The sequence below is a fragment of the Sorangium sp. So ce381 genome (assembly GCF_051473845.1).
Lineage (GTDB): Bacteria > Myxococcota_A > Polyangia > Polyangiales > Polyangiaceae > Sorangium > Sorangium atrum.
The window spans coordinates 9,474,982-9,492,596 of record NZ_CP150336.1 but is presented as its reverse complement, the minus strand read 5'-3'; the positions used below and the strand labels follow the sequence as shown (position 1 = coordinate 9,492,596).

The following is a 17,615-nucleotide window of genomic DNA, read 5'->3' as shown; positions in this document are numbered from 1 at the left end:
GTCGGCGCGACCTTTCTCGCCCCTCCGGTGCTGGCACCAGGCCGAGCAGCCGACCGATCGCCTCGTGAACGACCCGGGCCGCCACCTCATCCCGGGGCGCCCTCCGCCGCCGCATCGCGCGCGGTCAAGGGCTCGCGGCATCACCGGTCGGGGTCGGCGCCTAGACCAGGGGGCCGCTTTCACTCGGCAGCCTGCGGGAGCGGCGCTGCTGCACGAGGCCGGCTTCGCGTGCGTCGACCGCCGGCTGCTCCACCGCTGCTGGTGGGCGCCGGCCTGGATGCTGGCGGCGCGCTGAGGGGTACGGCCACGCTCCGGCGGCAGGCGCACAGGGGCGGCGATCACCGCCCGTCGGACGCGTTGCGCGCCCGGTAAGCGCGCTGCTGGCACGCCCGCGAGCAGTAAGCCCGCGGCCGCCCCGTGGCAGGTTGGGCGATCTCGCGGCCGCACTGCGCGCACGTCGGCCCCTCGTCATGCCGGGGGGCGTCGCCGGGAATTTCATCACACTCACGCGCCGGAGCCGCCGATACGTCACGAGTTTCGTCACGACCCCCGGAGCGCAACCGGACGAGCGCCTCGATGCCGTCGAGCACGCGGTGCAGGCCGAACAGGAACACGTCCTCCGTGAACGGGTGGTCGTCGAACGCGCCCGAGCGCATCAGCTCCGCCATCGTCGGGTGGCGCCCCGGGTCGAAGAGCTTGTCCCAGAAGTACGCGCGCTCGGACCACCACTGCTCGTCGGTGACGCCGGTCTCCTGCTCGGCCTCGGCCGCGTCCACCGAGAGCCTCGCCGCGCCTCGGACGTACCCGTCGACGAGGTGGACGGCGGCGAGCACCTCGCGGGGGGTGAGGCCGATCCCGCAGACCGCGCGGAGCTCCGCGTCGTACGCCGCCATCCCGTTCGGCCCCATCACGGGGCGCACCGGCGTCACGTGCAAGAACCACGGGTGGCGGTGGTAGAGCGCCCAGTCGGCGAGCGCCGCCGCCTCGAGCTTGGCCCGCCATCCCCCGGGGACGCTGTCCACGAGGGGCAGCTCCCCCGCCGCGGTGTCCAGCATGAGATCCAGGAGCTCGGCCTTGCCCGGCACGTACCTGTACAGCGACATCGTGGTGAACCCGAGCTTCCCGGCGACCCGCTGCATCGACAGCGCCGAGAGCCCCTCGCCGTCGGCGAGCTCGATCGCGGCCCGCACGATCTGATCGAGGCTCAGGCCGGGCCTGGGCCCCCGGCTCGGCTGCTTCCTGACCCCCCAGAGGAGCTCGAGGCCGCGAACGGCGTCGCCGCCTCCGCTGTACTCCGTCGCAGTTTTTCGCCGTCTCTTTGGTTTGACAGCCATCCTTCAACTGCGTATACCACACACAGTACAGTGTACTACGTAAACAATTGCTGGAGGTCCGCTTGAAGCAGCACGACGAGAGGCCATCGAGGCGAACGACGCGAACGACGACCCTGCTCCTCCACGCGCGCGGACTCGCGGCCTCCGTGCCGCTCCTCGCGCTTTCCCTCGGATGCGCGGCGCAGGAGGCGGAGACGGCGCAGGAGCCGACGTTCTGGCAGGACGTCGCGCCGATAACGGCGTCCAAGTGCACCGCGTGTCATCAGGAGGGCGGGCTCGCGCCCTTCCGGCTCGACGACTACATCTCGGCGAAGGCGCGCGCCGGCGCGATCGACGACGCGGTGCGGGGCGGCCATATGCCCCCTTTCCTTGTGAAGCACGACGGCTCGTGCGGCGACTTCAAGGACGACGAGACGCTCACCGCCGAGGAGCTCGACGTCATCCATCGCTGGGCGACCGGGGCGCGCGCCGAGGGCGATCGCGCGGGCGCGCCGCCCACCCCGCCCGTGCCCACGCTCGAGGGCGGGGTCGACTACATGACGCCGCCGATCACCCCCGTGGTCGACCCCGCCGATCCCCTCGCGGCCCACGACGAGTGGAGGTGCTTCCCCGTGGACCCGAGCCTCGACGCGGACCGCTTCATCACCGGATATCAGGTGACGCCCGGGGTCCGGTCCATCGTTCATCACGTCACGGTCTACCGGGTGACCCCCTCGGAGGCGTCGCTGGCGGAGGGCAAGACGAACCAGGACGTGATGACGGAGCTCGACGAGGCCTCGCCGGACCGGCCCGGCTGGGAGTGCTTCGGCGGACCGGCCGACGAGCTGCCGTTCCAGCCGCTGTTCGCCTGGGCGCCCGGGCAGGACGTTGTCGAGTTCCCCGGCGGCACCGGGGCGCCGGTCTCCGCGAAGGACGTCTTCGTCGTCCAGGTGCATTACAACATCCATGACCACGCGGGCGCCTCCGCCGAGGACTCGACGCGCCTCCGGCTCCGCTACGAGGACACCGTGGAGCGGCGCGCCGTGTTCGTCGGGGACGACGGCTTCATGACGACCCTCTTCGAGCCGGACGGCCCGGACACGCTGCCGCCCGGCCAGCAGGACGCCGCCTACACATGGCGCAGGACGCGGGCGGAGCTCGCGCTCGACCCGGCGCTGCCCTCGATCGAGGTTCTCGGCGTGATGCCGCACATGCACGAGCGCGGGCGCACCTTCGACGTGCGCGTCGGGTCGGGGACGCAGGAAAGCTGCATCGCGCGCGTGGACGACTGGGACGTCCACTGGCAGGGCGTCTATTGGTATCGCATGCCGCCGCTGCTCGACCCGAGCTCCTCGCTCGAGGTGACATGCACCTTCGACACGCGCGACGCCGAGGCCCCGGTGCTGCCGGGGTGGGGCACGCAGAACGAGATGTGCAACCTGAACCTCCTGGTCGCGCTGCCGATGACACAGTGACGTCGCGACCGCCCCTCGCCCGCGGTCTCCCGGAGGAGCGCAGGGCGCCACGAGGCCCGTTTCCTTGTCTGCGGCTTTGCGTCTTTGCGTTGAAATCTCTCTCCGGATCCCTGGCAGGACTCCTGGTGGGTGGAGCTAGACCCCGTAGACTTGCTCCACGATCGACGCGATGAGCTCCACGGACAGCATCACGCCGCGCTGCTGGCGCCACGCGACATGCCCGTCCGGCCGGATCAGGAGCGCGCCGTCCTGCTCGATCTGCGCGAGCGCGTGCACCGCGGCCCGGTGGCAGGCAGGGATGTCGGCCGAGCCCAGCCTGAACAGCCGGACGCCGTGGCGCGCCTCGACATGCTCGAGCGCCGCGCGGTCCGCAGGCAGCGCCTCGACGGCCGCGCCGAGCAGCAGGATGGAAGCGCCGTAGTCGATCATGGAGCGGCTGCCGCGCTGTCTCCTGTTGCCATCCAGCCAGAAATGCGGGAATCGCGCGCCCGGCCGGGTCGACGGGATGTACGAGGACACCCGGTCGTCGACCTCCGGCGGCCTCGTGCCGTCGCCGAGCAGCGCGCCCTCCTCATACGTGTAGCCTAGGTCGAGCCCTATCCGGTCGAAATGCGACCTCTGCTGCGCGATGGCCGCGAGCACACGCTCTCGCACCGAGGGATCGCGGTGGTACCGTGAGAGGATGCTCTCTCCGTAGTGCTGGACCTGCCGCTCGGTCCAGGCGCGGAGCGGGGCAGGCAGCGCGCGCATCGTGGAGCTCGCCAGCTTCTCGTTGACCCACTGAGCTTCCTCGACCTCGATCCCGAAGGCCTCCGCGACATCGCTCATCCTCTCGAAGTTGAGCCGGCTCTCGTCGCAGTTCGTCTCGATGACAGGGCGGCGCTCGGCCTCGTAGCTGTCGAGCAGGCCGGGCGCCGCCCGCCGCTCGATCACCATCGCGAGCTTCCAGGCCAGGTTGTGCGCGTCGCCGATGCCGGAGTTCATGCCGAGCCCGCCCGTGGGCGGGAAGCGATGGGCGGCGTCGCCGACCAGGAAGACGCGCCCGCTGCGGAAGCGCTCCGCAACCTGCGCCGTCATGCGCCAGTGGCTCATCGATGTGATCTCGATATCCACGTCGTCCCGCCCGAGCGCCGCCTTGATCTTCTTCTGCATCACCTCGGGCGTGTACTCCTCGATCTTCTCGTGCGGCGTCGCCACGGGGAGGTGAAAGACCCAGCGCTTCTCGACGTGGTGGGCGATGAACACGCTGCCCGGCGCCTTGGGGGAGAAGATGAAGTAGAGTTTGCCCCGGGTGCGGACCACGCGGCGCAGATCTGCCTGAAAATAGGCGTTGACGACGTCGAGCAGCTTGTCCGGGCCCTTCATCTCGATCCCGAGGGCCTTGCGGCTCCGGCTCCCGGCGCCGTCGGAGCAGATGACGTACTGGCTCCGGACCGCGAAGGTCTCCCCCGTCGTCCTGTTCGTGATCCGGCTCGTGACGCCCTCCGCGTCCTGCTCGAAGGACTCCCACTGATGGTGATGGAGCGCCTGGATCCGCGGCGAGGCCGAGACGCGCTCGCGGAGGAGCTTCTCCAGCTCGACCTGCGAGATGTTGAGGTAGGGCATCGGCGCCTCGAGGTGCTCTCGGTACTTCCGCCCGATGCCGTTGGCTCGCAGATCGATGCAGCCGAACTCCTCACCGATCGTGCCGCAGAACAGGATCTTGGCGGCGTCCTCCTCCGGCGACGCCTCCGCGGACAGCTCGCCATGAGCGAGCCCCAGCTCGTGGAGGATCTCGATCGAGCGCGCCGAGAGCTCGTGGGCCTTGGGGTGCTTCTCCAGGCCCGGCCGGCGCTCGATGAGCACACAGTCGACGCCGCGCCTGGCGAGGCACAGCGCGCTCACCATCCCCGAGGGGCCAGCGCCGATGATGAGGACGGGAGCAGAGACGGTGCGATCGCTCATGTGGCAGCCCCTTTCTTGTGACACAGGGAGACGCCGGCGAAGAGCAGCGCCGCGGACGTGCCGAGGTGCAGCATGTTCGGCGGGAGGAAGCCGAGGAGGACCCGGCCACCGGCGTCGAACTCGGCGCCGGCGGCGCTCTTGAAGACGGCGGCCAGGATGAACCCGCCGATGTGGAGGGCGCCCAGGAAGGCGCCTGTCCGGACACGCTCCACGGTGCGCGGCGTGGCCGTCCAGAAGAGATAGATCGAAGCGAGCGCGCCGAGGGCTCCGGCGCTGATCTGCCAGAGAAGGTGGAACCTCGCGTGTCCAGGCCAGTCGGGGTTCCGGAGGTGATGCGGATCGACGATGTCGATCAGCCCGGTCAACAGGCCGTAAGCGACGGCCGCCAGGATGCAGAGGGCCTTGCCCACGGCCCACGTCGTGGAAGATGGCGCGCGTTCGGAGCTCATGGCAGAGGGATAAAGCGCGGGAATCACGTGCACAATGACCATGAGTGGCCATGCGGTGGCCGGAAACGGCCACGCATGTCGCCCGTGCCCGCGGAGGCAGCGCTGTCCGTGCCGCCGCTTTCGCCCTGGGGGGCTCCGGTCCTGCGTGGCGCGGTGAATGGGGTCGCCGCTGGCCGCATCCAAGCGGAGACCGATCGAGCGTCGGCAGCCAGGAGGCCGCCTGGCGTCTCGCTTCGGGGAGGTCGCACGGCTCATGCCGACGCCTCGCTCGATGAGCTGCCTCGGAGGGGAGGGCCCGGTGATCTGGCCGGCCGGTACGAGCGCGAGCACCAGGGAAAGGAAGGATATGGGCACAAAGGCGATTCATGACCATGCGTGGCGTCTTGCTGCATGGCGTTTTGCGCGATGGGGGATGTTGCTCTTGCTCCTCGGTCTGCCGTGCGGGCTCGGATGTGCGGCGCCGGCGGGTGAAGCGCTCGACGTCGAGGCGCTGGAGGCGCAGTTCGAGGAGCGCGCCCGGGCCGTGCTCCGCGGCGGCGACGCGCTCCGGCCCGCCGCGAGGGGCTTCGAGCTCGCGCCGAGCCCGTCGCGAGGTGGCCTCTCGCTCGCGTTCCCTTCGGACGGGAGCGGCGCCGTGCGGTTCGACCTGCCGGACGGGCTCGGCATCGACGTGCGCGAGGTCGGGGCGCGCGGTGAAGGCCAGAAGGCCGGCGCCGCCCTCGCGTACCCTCGCGCGGGTGGTTTTGCGCTCTGGACTGCGCAGCGACACGGCGTGGAAGAATGGCTCTGGTTCCCCGAGGGGGCGCCTGCCGGAGAGCCGCTCGCCTCGTGGCAGGTCGAAGGGGCGCGCCTCCAGCGCCGCGGCGCGAACGTGGAGGTCCTCGACGCGGCAGGGGAGGCGAGGATCATCGTGTCGGCTCCCGAGGGCTATGCTTCGCCGCTCGGGCGCATCGCGACCCGGCTGGACGTGCAAGGCGATGTGATCTCGCTCTGGGTCGAGGAGACAGGCATGCCGCTCCTCGTCGACCCGGCGTGGACCGTCACGGCCGCACCCGAGGCGACGCTCCGCGAGGCGCATGCGGCGACCTCGCTCGCGGACGGCAGGGTGCTCATCGCGGGCGGGTACAAGCAGGATACTGACTACACCCTGTTCCCGGTCGCCACCGCGGCCATCTACGATCCCGTGCTCGACGCCTGGGTGCCTGCTGCTCCGATGAACGAGCCGCGGGGGGCTCACCAGGCGACCCTGCTCGCTGACGGCAGGGTGCTCGTCACGGGTGGCGGCGGGTCGCTCGGCACGGGTCTCGGCACGGCGGAACTCTACGATCCAACGACCGACACGTGGACCTTCGCCGCACCCATGACCTCGGCGCGGGGGGGGCACACCGCGACGGTGCTCGACGACGGGCGGGTGCTCGTCGCCGGGGGCCTCGCGGCGGCCACCGCCGAGATCTACGATCCCACGACGGGCGGCTGGTCGCCGACGCCCGCGATGGCCATCGCGCGCAACGACCACACGGCGACGCGTTTGCTGGACGGCCGCGTGCTGGTCGCGGGAGGCAGGACCGCGGCGAGCAACACCTCCTCCAGCGTCGAGATATACGACCCCACCACCGGCGCGTGGACCCCGGGGCCGAGCATGCTTCAAGCCAGATCCGGGCATACGGCGACCTTGCTGGAAGACGGCGACGTGCTCGTGGTGTCCAGCTGGGGGGTCGCGACCGAGGTCTACGATCCCGACACCAATGAATGGACGCCCGCGGGCCCGCTGAGCGTGCCGCGCGACAGGCACACGGCGACGCGCCTGTGCGATGGGCGGGTCGTCGTCTCGGGCATGGGATCGAACCTCCACATTGCCTACCCGGTCGAGGTCTACGATCCGAGCACGCGAACGTTCTCGTCAGGCCCCGTGAACGACGGGGCCCGCCGCGCAGGTACGGCGACCCTGCTTCCGGATGGCAAGGTCCTTTTCGTCGGCGGCCTGCGCCATCCGGGGGCCGAGATCTATGATCCCTCGGCCGCGCCCGCGGGGACGCCGATCGGACCGGTGAACACGCCGCGGAGCTTCGCAAAGGCAGTGGAGCTCCCGGACGGAAAGATCCTGATCGCGGGCGGCATCGGCCCGATTGCGGTCAACGAGCTTTACGACCCCTCGAGCATGACGCTCTCCACGGCGGCTCCCTTGAACTTCGCGCGGTCTTCTCCCGATCTGACGCGCCTCGCCGACGGCAGGGTGCTCATCAGCGGCGGTATCCCGAACGACTCTCCAGCGCTGGAGTTGAACAACGAGATCTACGATCCGGCGGCGAATGTCTGGACGCTGGCCGCGCCGGACAGCGTGTGGCGATCCAAGCACACGGCGACCTTGCTCGGGAGCGGCGAGGTGCTCATCGCGGGAGGTGAGATGTTTTTTGACCCCCTCGACCCGTACACCATCGACAGGATCCGATCGGCCGCGCTGTACCGGCCGGCCGACGACACCTGGGTCCCTGTGGCGCGGATGAACGTCGGGCGCGCGGAGCACGCGGCGACGCTGCTGCAAGACGGCAGGGTGCTGGTCGTCGGCGGGCGCAACGGACTCGAAGACAGCACGGGCCCGTCGACCGCGGTAGCGCTCGCCAGCGCCGAGATCTACGATCCAGCGACCCATACCTGGTCGCTGGCGGCACCCATGGGGACGCCTCGGAGCCACCCTGCGGCGACGCGGCTCCTGGACGGCCGCGTGCTCGTCGTCGACACGACGGCGGAGGTCTACGACCCGGCGACCAACGTCTGGACACCCACGGGGCCGATGTTGATCGGGTCGGGCGTGAACAACTCGGCCCTGCTGTTGTCGACGGGCGAGGTGCTCGCCATCGGCGGGACGGTCGCGCAGATCTATCGTCCTTCGACGAACTCCTGGACACCCGCTCCATCCACCGTGATGTCCCACCTCGCTCATGTGACCGCGTTGCTTCCGGGCGACCAGGCCCTCATCGTGGACGGGAAGAAGGATGCGGAGCTGTACGATCCCCATCCGCGGAGCGCCGGAGACAATGGCTGCGGCCCGGGTGGAGACAGCGGCGCGGGCGGTGGAGGCGGCGGTGCGGGCGGCGCTGGCGGCGGAGACGGCGGTGCGGGCGGCGCTGGCAGCGGAAGCGGCGGCGTGGGCGCTGCTGGTGGCGTGGGCGGCGCTGGTGAGACTGGTGGCGTTGGCGCCGCTGGTGGAATTGGCGGTGCTGGCGACGCGGGTGGCGCTGGCGGTGTGGGCGGTGCTGGCGACGCTGGTGGCGTTGACGACGCGGGTGGCGCCGGCGGTGTGGGCGGTGCTGGCACCGCCGGTGGCGCTGGCGACGCGGGTGGCGCTGGCGGTGCTGGCACCGCCGGTGGCGCTGGCGACGCGGGGGGCGCTGGCGGTTCTGGCGGCTCTGGCGGCGGCGACAGCGCCGTGGGCGGCGCTGGTGGCGTGGGCGGCGCCGGCGGCGACGAAATGAACTCGTCCGTTGGCTCGGCGGGCGGAACCTCGACGGGCACAGCCGGCGGAGACGGCGGGAACGGTGCAGGAGGCTCCGGCGGCCCAGGGACAGCCACCGTATCGAGCAGCGCTGCGGGGGCCGGACCCGATGAAAACACGGGGGCATCGAGCTCATCGACCGGCCCCGGAGAGGGATCGCCGAGGGACCACGGCTGCACCATGGGGCCAGCGGCGTCAGGTGGCGGAACCATGGCCTTCTATCTCGCTGTCGCCGGAGCCGCGCTTCAGCGTCGACTCTCGCGGTCGCGGGTCGGCGGCCGCTCCAGCCGCGCTCGTCCTCGGTAGTCCGTCTCCCTGCTTTCTAATTCTCTCGCCACAATGCCACTAAAATGAGGGGGCAGCCGGCGGCCTCATCTCGTGGCCTTCGCCCGCGCCGCAGGCGCCTTCGCGGCTCCGCCGCTCTTCGCCTTCGTCCGCGCCGCAGGCGCCTTCGCTGCACCCCCGCCTTCAGCCCGCGCCGCAGGCGCCTTGGCGGCTCCGCCGCTCTTCGCCTTTACCGCCGCCGCAGGCGCCTTGGCGGCTCCGCCGCTCTTCGCCTTTACCGCCGCCGCAGGCGCCTTGGCGGCGCCGCCGCTCTTCGCCTTTACCGCCGCCGCAGGTGCCTTGGCGGCTCCGCCGCTCTTCGCCTTCGCCCGCGCCGCAGGCGCCTTCGTGGATCCACTCTTCCCGAAGCGCACCTCGAACGCGCCGGCGTCCTCCTCCATGAATCGGAGGAGCGCCTCCCCTTCCTCGGCGAGCTGCTCGCGCGCCGCCTTGCCAAGGGCCTCGAACGGCTCGAGCACGAGCGCGGCCGTGGCCTTCTTCCGCTCGATCGTCCATGTGCCGGCCACGAACCCGTCCACGAGGAACGTCGGCAGGATCCGCAGGTTGGCGGACATGACGATCCGCGGGCGATGCTCGTCCGCGATGACCCGCGTGCGGTCGTCGTGCGCGAGAAGGAGGTTGTCGTAATCGGGGAGAAACCGGGCCGGCGCGGCGGTGTCCGCGGGCGGCCGCGGCGCGTCGGGCAGGTCGAAGAGCTCCCGGCCTCGCTCGTCGCGGAACACACAGAGCTGCTCTCGCATGGCGTGGAGCACCTCCTTGACGCGGGTCAGGCCGGACCACGTTTGCACGTCGGTCGCTGTCGCCGGGCCGAACGACGCGAGATAACGGAGCACGAGCGCCTGCGGCGCGCCGCCGTCGCGGAGCGGTTTGCCGAGCCAGGACGCCGCCGGGGCGAAGTCCGCCGTTCCCGGATATCCCCACGGGGTCTCGGCGGGCACCTGGACGACCGGCAGGTGCATGCGAACCGCGAGGGCCATGGCCCGCACATCGCCGTCGGCGTGGAGCTCGGCCAGGTGATCGCGCAGCTCGTCCATGGTCCGCGGCTCCGCGTCGAAGTACGCGCGCGCCAGGGCGACCAGCCGAGCGATGTCGAGGGCGTCTGCGCGCTCGCGGAGGACCGACCGCATCCCGGCGTGGAGCACCGGCGCGATGATCGGGTGCAGATCCAGGTAGTCCCTTGCGCTCACGAGGTGCAGCGTGCCGCGCAGGAACGGCGCCCGGACGACCTCGCGGCGCACGGCGAGCTGGACGAGCTGCTCGCGCCGGAACGCCGCCAGCCGCGACCAGAGCCCGATGAAAGGCGGCCGCGCCAGCTGGGCCTGGAGGGCGATCAGCCGCTCGATCCCGTGGACGACCGTTGTCTGCTCCCGCGCGAGCAGCATCTGCCGCGCGAGCGTGGCCCGGTTGAGGTCTCTTCGTGTCAGCGTCGGGGCGGGCATGCGGCCCGCGAGCTTACGCGAAACGGGGCTCATCCTCCATGGGTCGCCTGCGGCTCCTGGCCAGAGCAGCAGGTCGCGAGCCTCACGTCTGGATTCAGGGGGCGAGGACGAACGAGAACAGCGCCTCCTCGTCTCGATTGGGTCAGAATCGATAGAGCACGTTGTCCTTGTCGCCAGAGACATAGATCGTCCCTGACGGGCCCACGGCGACGCTGCTCAACGCGTAGGTCGGCACCGTCCCCGTGACCGCCTCGAGCCCCACCTCGAGGTGCTTTTTCACGACCCAGGTGTGCCCCGTCACCGGGTCCACGCGCAGCAGGCGGCGCTTGCCGACCTCCACGACGAGCAGGGTGCCGTCCAGATCGACGGCCATCCCCTCCGGCTGATCCAGGCCGTCGGCCACCACGAGCGGCGGAGAGAGCGTCACGCCCCCCGCCGCCACCTGGAGGACCTGGCCCGTGGCCCAGTCTGCGGCCCAGAGGTCGCCTCCCGACACCGCGAGGCCCGAGGGCACGGTCATCGGCGCGAGCGTCACGGGGCCGCCTGCCGTCTGGCGGGCGATGCGCGCCGCGCCCGGCCCCGCGCCGAGCTCGGCCACCACGAGATCTCCCTGGAACCGGACCGCGTTGAGCGGCGAGACGAAGTTGCTGTACGTCTCGAGGACCGTCGCCGTCGCCGGATCGTAGATCTGGACCACGCTGCTGAACCACGCGGTCAAGATCAAGTTCGAGCCGTCCGCCGACACCGTGGCAGGCCCATAAAAATCCGATTGACCGAGGAACGACCGCTCGACGCTCAGCGGAGCGCCCGTGTCCCCGTCGAACTTCCGCAGCGACGACAGATCGGCCACATAGACCGATTCGCCGCATCCTTCGGTCGTCACGGCCACGCCGCCGGGCATGATCATGCCGCCCGGTATGATCGTGTGCGTCTGGCCGTTCGGCTTGATTCGGACGATGAAGCCGTCGCTGGCGCTCGACACGTAGAGATTGCCCTGCGGGTCGAAGGCGAGATTGTCGAGCCCCGGCGTGAGCTCCGCGATGATGTCCTTCTCGCCCGTCTCGATGTCGATCCGCACCACCTCGCCGTTCTGATCGACCACGTGGAGCCGGCCGAGCCCGTCGAACTTGGCCGCCGCGGGGATGAAGAAGCCGTCCGCGACCGTCTGGAGGTCGCACTCCACGTCCGGGTCGACCGCGCCGGTGCAGGAGTCCACATCGATGCTGATCACCCTGCCTTGCGTCCAGATCGGCCCGTACAACCTGCCGTCGGGCCCCCAGTCCATGCCGTTCAGGAAGCCGAGGTTGCCCGCGATGTGGCGCGGCGGAGCCGACAGCTCCGGATCGACCTCGTAGAGCCCGTCACCCAAGAAGTCGAGCGCCACGAAGAGGCGCCCTGTATCGGAGAACGTGATGGGATTGACCCCCGGCGCGACGAACTGCTCGGTGATCTCGCCCGACGGCGCGTGCCTCACGACATTGCCAGGGATGAGCGAGGTCCAGTAGAGCGAGCCATCCGGGCCGAACGTGAGATCGTCCGGGCCATCGATCCCGTCCGACGCGTCGAGCCGATCCACGATGGCTCCGCTCTTGCGGTTCACGATGGCGATCTCATTGCCAAGGAAGCTCGCGACGTACAGCCGACCATCCGGCCCCACATACATCCCATTGGTGCCGTGCAGCGGCGACCCCTCGGCGAGGATCGGCCGCTTCGCATGCGCCGGCGACGAGGCTCCCAGAAGCACCGTGCTACCCAGCACGAACGCAAAAAGCCTGTGCATAAGCTCTCCTCTCAGCGCCGCACCTGGACCGGCACACCCAAGGATCACGATGACGTCAGGCGCGAAACCAGCGCGACGGCGCGAACCTCCGGCGGACTTTGTGGTCACGCGGGGTTGTTCTTACGCTAACATATTCAAGAGACTTACCCAAGCCTAAAATTCGTGCAATGGGTGCGGACGCGTCGGCATCGCCGGCGCGGCCGGCATCGTCCGCATCGCTCGCATCGTTGGCATCGTCTGGTTCCGGGTGGGCATCCCGCGCGGCGCGCGCCGCGTGACACCCGAGCCGGCGTGGTGGTATGCGTCGGAGTCGATGGCTGCCAGCATCTGCCTGCCTGCGTACAACGAAGTCCGCACCATCGAGGCGACCCTCACCGAGCTGTCGCGGCTCGGCCCCGAGGTGGACGAGATCCTCGTCTGTCTCAACGGGTGCACGGACGGCACCGAGCGTGTCGTCGAGGCGTTCCGGGAGCGGGAGCCGCGGCTCGCCGTCATCGAGAGCGAGCTCGGAAAGAACAACGCATGGAACGCCCTCGTGGCCCGGGCGCGCAACCGTCGCCTCGTGTTCACGGACGCGGACGTGCGCCCGGCCGAGGGCTCCATCTCGGCCCTGCTGCGCGCCCTGGAGTGCTCTCCCCACGCCGCCGTCGCCGCGGCCTTCGAGCAGCCGCGCGGGGCGCCGCCCCCGCCGCTCGGCACCGTCCTCCGCCTGCTGACGACCAGCCTCGGTCAGGACTACATCTCCGGTCGCCTCTATGCCATCGATCGCGATCGGCTGGGCGCGGTGATGGCCGATCGCGGGCTCCTGCCCGCCGGGACGCTCCCTCGGCTGCCCGTCGACCTCGTGACCGAGGACTCGTGGCTCACGGCGCTCGTCGCCGGCGACGCGCTGGTCGTGGTCCCCGAGGCGCCCATCCACTTCGAGGTGGACAGCATGGCCGACGTGGTCCGCGCGCTGGCGCGCAACGCCGCCGCGAGAGAGCAGCTCCGCTCGAGCTACCCGGAGCTCTACCGCCGCGACGGCGCCCGCCTGCTCTCGGCGCAGACGGCGGCGAAGATCCTCCTGGACCGGCTGAGATCGGCGCCGGGGCCCGGCGCGGTCACGCGCGGGCTCGGGGGAATGGCCCTCAGGGCCGCGATCCACCGCGTGCTCGGACAGCGGATCCGGGCGCAGCGCGATCGCATCCTGGCGGACGTCAGCGCCGGCCGCGGCGGGCGCGTCATGGCCACCTCCGGCCGCCTCCCGTCGAAGGGCGGCTGAGCGCCTGCCCCGGCTGGGCGCCTCCAGCGCGGCAGGCGGGTTCAACCCACCAGAAAAGAGCAGAATTTCAAACCGCCAAGCGCGCCAAGGACGCCAAGACGCCAGAATATTTTCTGCTCTTGGCGTCCTTGGCGCCTCATTTCACGTTCGATCGACGTGATCGGCGTTCGTGCGGCTGAGCTTGTATCCCGCGAGCCTGCTCCCCGCGCTCAACACCGGACGTCAGACGCGCGGGCGGAACCAGTCGATCGTGCGATCGAGGCCCGAGTCGAGATCCACCACAGGACGCCAGCCGAGCAGCTCCGTCGCCCGGGAGATGTCGGGCCTGCGCCGCTGGGGATCGTCGACGAGGCCATCGCTCATCGTCAGCTTCGCGCGCCCGCCGGTCTTGCGGATGATGAGCTCGGCGAGGTCCTGCATCCTCGTCTCGGCCGGATTCCCGAGGTTGACCGGCCCGGTCAGGTCCTTGGCGTTCATCACGCGGACCAGCCCCTCGATCAGGTCGCTGACGAAGCAGAACGAGCGCGTGCGGTGGCCTCCGCCGTACAGCTCCAGCGCCTCGCCGCGGAGCGCCTTCACGACGAAGTTGGCGATGACCCGGCCGTCGTTCCGGTCCATGTTCGGGCCATAGGTATTGAAAATGCGCACGATGACGGTATCGACGTTTCGGGTCAGGCGGTACTCCCAGAAGTACGTCTCCGCGACCCGCTTGCTCTCGTCGTAGCAAGCCCGCGGCCCGATGGGGTTGACGTTCCCCCAGTAGTCCTCGTGCTGCGGGTGGACGAGCGCGTCGCCATAGACCTCGGAGGTGGAGGCCTGCAGGACCCGGGCCCCCAGGTCCTGCGCCAGGCGGAGGACGTTGATCGCGCCGAACACGTTCGTGTTGAGCGTGTGCACCGGATCGGCCCGGTACTTCACGGGCGACGCCGCGCAGGCCATGTTGTAGATCTGGTCGACCTCGAAGCGGAACGGCTGGCTGACGTCACAGCGGTGCAGCTCGAACCGCGGGTTCTTCAGCAGCGGCGCGAGGTTCTCGTCACGCCCCGTCACCATGCTGTCGACGCAGATCACGTGGTGCCCGTCGGCCAGCAGCCGTGCGCAGAGGTGCGACCCGAGGAAACCAGCCCCACCCGTGACCAGGATTCGCTTGCTCGCACTCATCGGAAAAATACCTCCTTGACGCGCTGTTCGGTAAAGCTCGGGGCCGTGGCACCGTGATTGGTCGAAGAACCTTTACCATAGGAAATGGTAATTACAAAGACCAGATGACATCTGGAGGCGAGTTCCTTATCATGCCGGGCGTGCACCGCTCGCCTCGCTACCTGGGTTCGCTCGTCCGCGCAAAGCTCGCCCGCGAAGCGCGTCCGATCTGGGTGGATGTGTGTGTTACCAATCGATGTCACCTGAGTTGCGAGTACTGCTACGGCGACTACCACCACCGGCAGGACGACATCGGGCAGCTCAAGGTCGAGCAGCTGTGCGCGATCGTGGACGAGGCGGCGGCGCTGGGGACGGCGGTCCTGACGCTCACGGGCGGCGAGCCGATGCTGCACAAATCCATCGGCCGCATCATCGAGCGGGCGGCGAGCCGAGGGATCTCGGTCGGAATGGTCACCAGCGGATTCCGCGTCAAGGAGCGCGTGGACGAGCTCGCGGGCCTGAGCTCGATCGTCGTGAGCGTCGACGGTCCGGAGCCGATTAACGATCTGAACCGCGGTCAGGGGACCTTCGCCGTGGCCATGACGGCGCTCGAGGCGTGCCAGGCGCGCGGCATTCCGCGCATCGTGAAGGCGGTGCTGAACCGCCGGAACAAGGACCAGGTGCCCTGGCTCCTCGATCTGGCGGGCCGCTTCGGCGCGCGGCTCGAGGTCGTCATGAGCTACGCGCCGCAGTCCGATCGGCAGCTGCGCGTGCACGGCGACAACTCCCTCGACGCGGGCGAGCGGCAGGCCCTCGCGGACGCGCTGCTCGATCACAAGCGCCGGGGGGCGCCGATGGTCTTCCGCGAGCGCGTCTGGGAGAACATGGCGCGCTGGTGGCAACACCACGACGCGGATCGCGTGACCCGGGAGGAGCGGCGAGAGCGGTTCCCGTACCTCCCGTGCAGCGCGGGCCGGTACTACGCCTTCATCGACGGCGACGGCCGCATGTATCCGTGCAACCAGCGGCTCGCGGACTTCCCCGCCAGGAGCGTGCTCGAGGTCGGCGTCCGGGCCGCGTGGGAGCACCTGCGCGATCACGGCTGCTTCGCCTGCGCGGCGCCGTGGCTCAACCAGCAGCACCTCGTGAGCAGCGAGCAGCTCCTCGCGCGCAGCCTGGGGCGCGATCTGCTGGCGCGGGTCGCGCGTGCCTGAGCGGACGCTCGCCATCGTCGTGCTCGGCGGCTCGCGCGGGATCGGGCGGGCCATCGTCGCGCGCGCGCTCGCGGAGGGGCACCGGGTGTTCGCCGGCGCGCGGGACGAGCGCGCGCTCCTCGCATTGCAGCAGAGCGCAGCGCCCGAGGGCGCGGGCCGCCGGCTCGGCACGGGCGTGGTGGACGTCGGCGACGACGCCTCCCAGCGCGCCTTCTTCGGCGCGGCGCGCGCGTTCCTCGGCGGGGTCGACGTCGTCGTCAACAACGCCGCCCGGGAGGGCTACGGGCGCCTCGACGAGATGGCGCTCGAGGACGTGGAGGCGATCGTCCGCACCAACCTCCTCGGCGTCATCCTCGGCTGCCGGCACGCGGCGCGGGCGATGGGGGGCGGCGGCGGCCACATCATCAACGTCGGCTCCGAGGTCTCGTTCCGCGCCGTGCCCATGAAGAGCGTCTACTGCGCCACGAAGTTCGCCGTCCGCGGCCTCAGCGATGCGCTCGAGCTCGAGCTCGCGCCCCGGGGGATCCGGGTCTCCCAGGTGCACCCCGGCTGGGTGGACACGGGCCTGCACGAGGACGAGCGGCGGCGCCGGGGCTCGGTGTCCCGGCCGCACGACGGCGGCGTCCCGGTGGACCGGGTCGCCGAGACCGTGGCCGCGCTCTGGCGCGAGCCGCGGGCGCAGGGCGGCGCTCCGCTGCGGCTCCGCCTGCGCAGCGTGGTGGGAGAGCTCTTTCCGGCGTGGGCGCGGTGGCGGACGCGCCGGGCGTTCGGGGAGCAGCTGAGAGAGGGCTGAGGCGAGACGGCAGGGCGGGGGACCGCCGCGACGCCGGACCGGAGACCACCAGGAGGTTTTCTTGACCGTTGCAACGACGTCCTTCGCTCAACGTGCAACCGCGCCGCCTCCTCCGGCGGATCCGGGCGCCCCCGTCGTCGTCGAGGGCCTCGACGCGGTGGGGGACGTGCTGCAGCGGGCGCGCGAGCGGGCGCAGGCCGTCGCGATCGCCTCGCGGGACCTCGAGTGGCTCGCGGAGCGCCTCGGCCTGTCCGAGCGGACGGCGGAGGGGCTCCCGGTGGTCCGGTTCGGCTCGGGCGAGCGGGGCGGCCTCGACGCAGCGGCCACCCGGGCCGTCGAGGTGCTCGTGGCCCTGTCGGTGCTGCTCGGGGGCGCGCCGCTGTGGCTGACGATCGCGCTGCTGATCCGCCTCGAGTCCCCGGGCGGGGCGTTCCACGTCGCGCCGCGCGCGGGGCTGCGCGGGAAGCCGTTCCTGTTCTTCAAGTACCGGACGATGCGGACGCGGCGCCGGGACGGCGAGGACAGGAGCGACGCCGCGCGGCTCTCGGTCATCCGCGGCGAGATCCCCGGCTTCGTGCGCGACGATGGGGTCGTCATCCCCAAGCACCCCAGGGATCCGCGCATCACGCGGCTGGGCGGCGTCCTGCGCTGGCTGTGCCTCGACGAGATCCCCCAGCTCCTCCACGTCCTCAAAGGCGACATGGCCCTGGTGGGACCGAGGCCCTATCCGATGGCGGAGTACGACGCGCTCAAGGCGTGGCACCGCCTCCGCACCGACGGCCGTCCCGGGATCACGGGCCTGTGGCAGGTCGTGGCGCGCAACCAGGTGACCTTCGACCAGAGCGTCATCCTCGACATCTACTACCTGGCCAACGCCAGCTTCTGGGGCGACCTGAAGATCATGGCGATCACGCCGCTGCGCATGCTCTTCGGCGTGGGGAGCTACTGACGTGGTGCGCCGGGCGATCG

12 protein-coding genes are annotated in these 17,615 nt (G+C 70.7%); 6 read left to right on the top strand and 6 right to left on the bottom strand.

Annotated elements, in window-relative coordinates; translation table 11 throughout:
- Window positions 1–338: 338 nt before the first annotated feature.
- Window positions 339–1,334 (bottom strand): TetR/AcrR family transcriptional regulator, encoded by a 996-nt coding sequence (locus WMF29_RS35605; RefSeq protein WP_437324559.1) that lies wholly within the window; start codon window positions 1,332–1,334, stop codon window positions 339–341.
- Between the two features lie 62 nt (window positions 1,335–1,396).
- On the opposite strand from WMF29_RS35605, the gene WMF29_RS35600 reads away from it, so the two are divergent.
- On the top strand, window positions 1,397–2,788 hold the full coding sequence (locus WMF29_RS35600) for a hypothetical protein (RefSeq protein WP_437324558.1): 1,392 nt from the start codon (window positions 1,397–1,399) through the stop codon (window positions 2,786–2,788).
- 135 nt (window positions 2,789–2,923) lie between these two features.
- Here the strand turns inward: WMF29_RS35600 and WMF29_RS35595 are convergent, their stop codons facing one another.
- On the bottom strand, window positions 2,924–4,732 hold the full coding sequence (locus tag WMF29_RS35595; RefSeq protein WP_437324557.1) for an FAD-dependent monooxygenase: 1,809 nt from the start codon (window positions 4,730–4,732) through the stop codon (window positions 2,924–2,926).
- The gene (locus WMF29_RS35590) at window positions 4,729–5,181 is read right to left on the bottom strand and encodes a hypothetical protein (RefSeq protein ID WP_437324556.1); all 453 of its coding nucleotides are present in this window, start codon (window positions 5,179–5,181) and stop codon (window positions 4,729–4,731) included. The genes WMF29_RS35595 and WMF29_RS35590 overlap by 4 nt, the downstream gene beginning before the upstream one ends.
- Window positions 5,182–5,593: 412 nt before the next feature.
- Here WMF29_RS35590 and WMF29_RS35585 point away from each other — a divergent pair, with 412 nt between their 5' ends.
- Complete coding sequence (locus tag WMF29_RS35585) at window positions 5,594–8,980, top strand: kelch repeat-containing protein (protein WP_437324555.1); 3,387 nt, start codon at window positions 5,594–5,596, stop codon at window positions 8,978–8,980.
- Window positions 8,981–9,045: 65 nt separating this feature from the next.
- Here WMF29_RS35585 and WMF29_RS35580 read toward each other — a convergent pair whose 3' ends face one another.
- Both WMF29_RS35580 and WMF29_RS35575 read right to left on the bottom strand, forming a co-directional pair.
- The gene (locus WMF29_RS35580) at window positions 9,046–10,458 is read right to left on the bottom strand and encodes a winged helix DNA-binding domain-containing protein (protein ID WP_437324554.1); all 1,413 of its coding nucleotides are present in this window, start codon (window positions 10,456–10,458) and stop codon (window positions 9,046–9,048) included.
- Window positions 10,459–10,600: 142 nt separating this feature from the next.
- Window positions 10,601–12,238 carry a hypothetical protein gene (locus WMF29_RS35575; protein ID WP_437324553.1) on the bottom strand — a complete coding sequence of 546 codons (1,638 nt, stop codon included), beginning with the start codon at window positions 12,236–12,238 and terminating at the stop codon, window positions 10,601–10,603.
- Window positions 12,239–12,551: 313 nt separating this feature from the next.
- Here WMF29_RS35575 and WMF29_RS35570 point away from each other — a divergent pair, with 313 nt between their 5' ends.
- Window positions 12,552–13,499 (top strand): glycosyltransferase family 2 protein, encoded by a 948-nt coding sequence (locus tag WMF29_RS35570; protein WP_437324552.1) that lies wholly within the window; start codon window positions 12,552–12,554, stop codon window positions 13,497–13,499.
- A 222-nt stretch (window positions 13,500–13,721) separates the two neighbouring features.
- Here the strand turns inward: WMF29_RS35570 and WMF29_RS35565 are convergent, their stop codons facing one another.
- Window positions 13,722–14,660 carry a UDP-glucuronic acid decarboxylase family protein gene (locus tag WMF29_RS35565; protein ID WP_437324551.1) on the bottom strand — a complete coding sequence of 313 codons (939 nt, stop codon included), beginning with the start codon at window positions 14,658–14,660 and terminating at the stop codon, window positions 13,722–13,724.
- 104 nt (window positions 14,661–14,764) lie between these two features.
- On the opposite strand from WMF29_RS35565, the gene WMF29_RS35560 reads away from it, so the two are divergent.
- From WMF29_RS35560 to WMF29_RS35550, 3 genes are all read left to right on the top strand, one after another.
- Window positions 14,765–15,853 carry a radical SAM protein gene (locus WMF29_RS35560; protein ID WP_437324550.1) on the top strand — a complete coding sequence of 363 codons (1,089 nt, stop codon included), beginning with the start codon at window positions 14,765–14,767 and terminating at the stop codon, window positions 15,851–15,853.
- On the top strand, window positions 15,846–16,646 hold the full coding sequence (locus WMF29_RS35555; protein ID WP_437324549.1) for an SDR family NAD(P)-dependent oxidoreductase: 801 nt from the start codon (window positions 15,846–15,848) through the stop codon (window positions 16,644–16,646). The genes WMF29_RS35560 and WMF29_RS35555 overlap by 8 nt, the downstream gene beginning before the upstream one ends.
- A 61-nt stretch (window positions 16,647–16,707) precedes the next feature.
- Complete coding sequence (locus WMF29_RS35550; protein ID WP_437324548.1) at window positions 16,708–17,595, top strand: sugar transferase; 888 nt, start codon at window positions 16,708–16,710, stop codon at window positions 17,593–17,595.
- Window positions 17,596–17,615: the final 20 nt, after the last annotated feature.

Excerpts from the sequence above, each read along its gene's own strand:
- WMF29_RS35605 (WP_437324559.1), bottom strand. The coding sequence starts at position 1,334 with ATGGCTGTCAAACCAAAGAGACGGCGAAAAACTGCGACGGAGTACAGC.
- WMF29_RS35595 (WP_437324557.1), bottom strand. The coding sequence starts at position 4,732 with ATGAGCGATCGCACCGTCTCTGCTCCCGTCCTCATCATCGGCGCTGGC.
- WMF29_RS35590 (WP_437324556.1), bottom strand. The coding sequence starts at position 5,181 with ATGAGCTCCGAACGCGCGCCATCTTCCACGACGTGGGCCGTGGGCAAG.
- WMF29_RS35585 (WP_437324555.1), top strand. The coding sequence starts at position 5,594 with ATGTTGCTCTTGCTCCTCGGTCTGCCGTGCGGGCTCGGATGTGCGGCG.
- WMF29_RS35580 (WP_437324554.1), bottom strand. The coding sequence starts at position 10,458 with ATGCCCGCCCCGACGCTGACACGAAGAGACCTCAACCGGGCCACGCTC.
- WMF29_RS35575 (WP_437324553.1), bottom strand. The coding sequence starts at position 12,238 with ATGCACAGGCTTTTTGCGTTCGTGCTGGGTAGCACGGTGCTTCTGGGA.
- WMF29_RS35570 (WP_437324552.1), top strand. The coding sequence starts at position 12,552 with ATGGCTGCCAGCATCTGCCTGCCTGCGTACAACGAAGTCCGCACCATC.
- WMF29_RS35565 (WP_437324551.1), bottom strand. The coding sequence starts at position 14,660 with ATGAGTGCGAGCAAGCGAATCCTGGTCACGGGTGGGGCTGGTTTCCTC.
- WMF29_RS35560 (WP_437324550.1), top strand. The coding sequence starts at position 14,765 with ATGACATCTGGAGGCGAGTTCCTTATCATGCCGGGCGTGCACCGCTCG.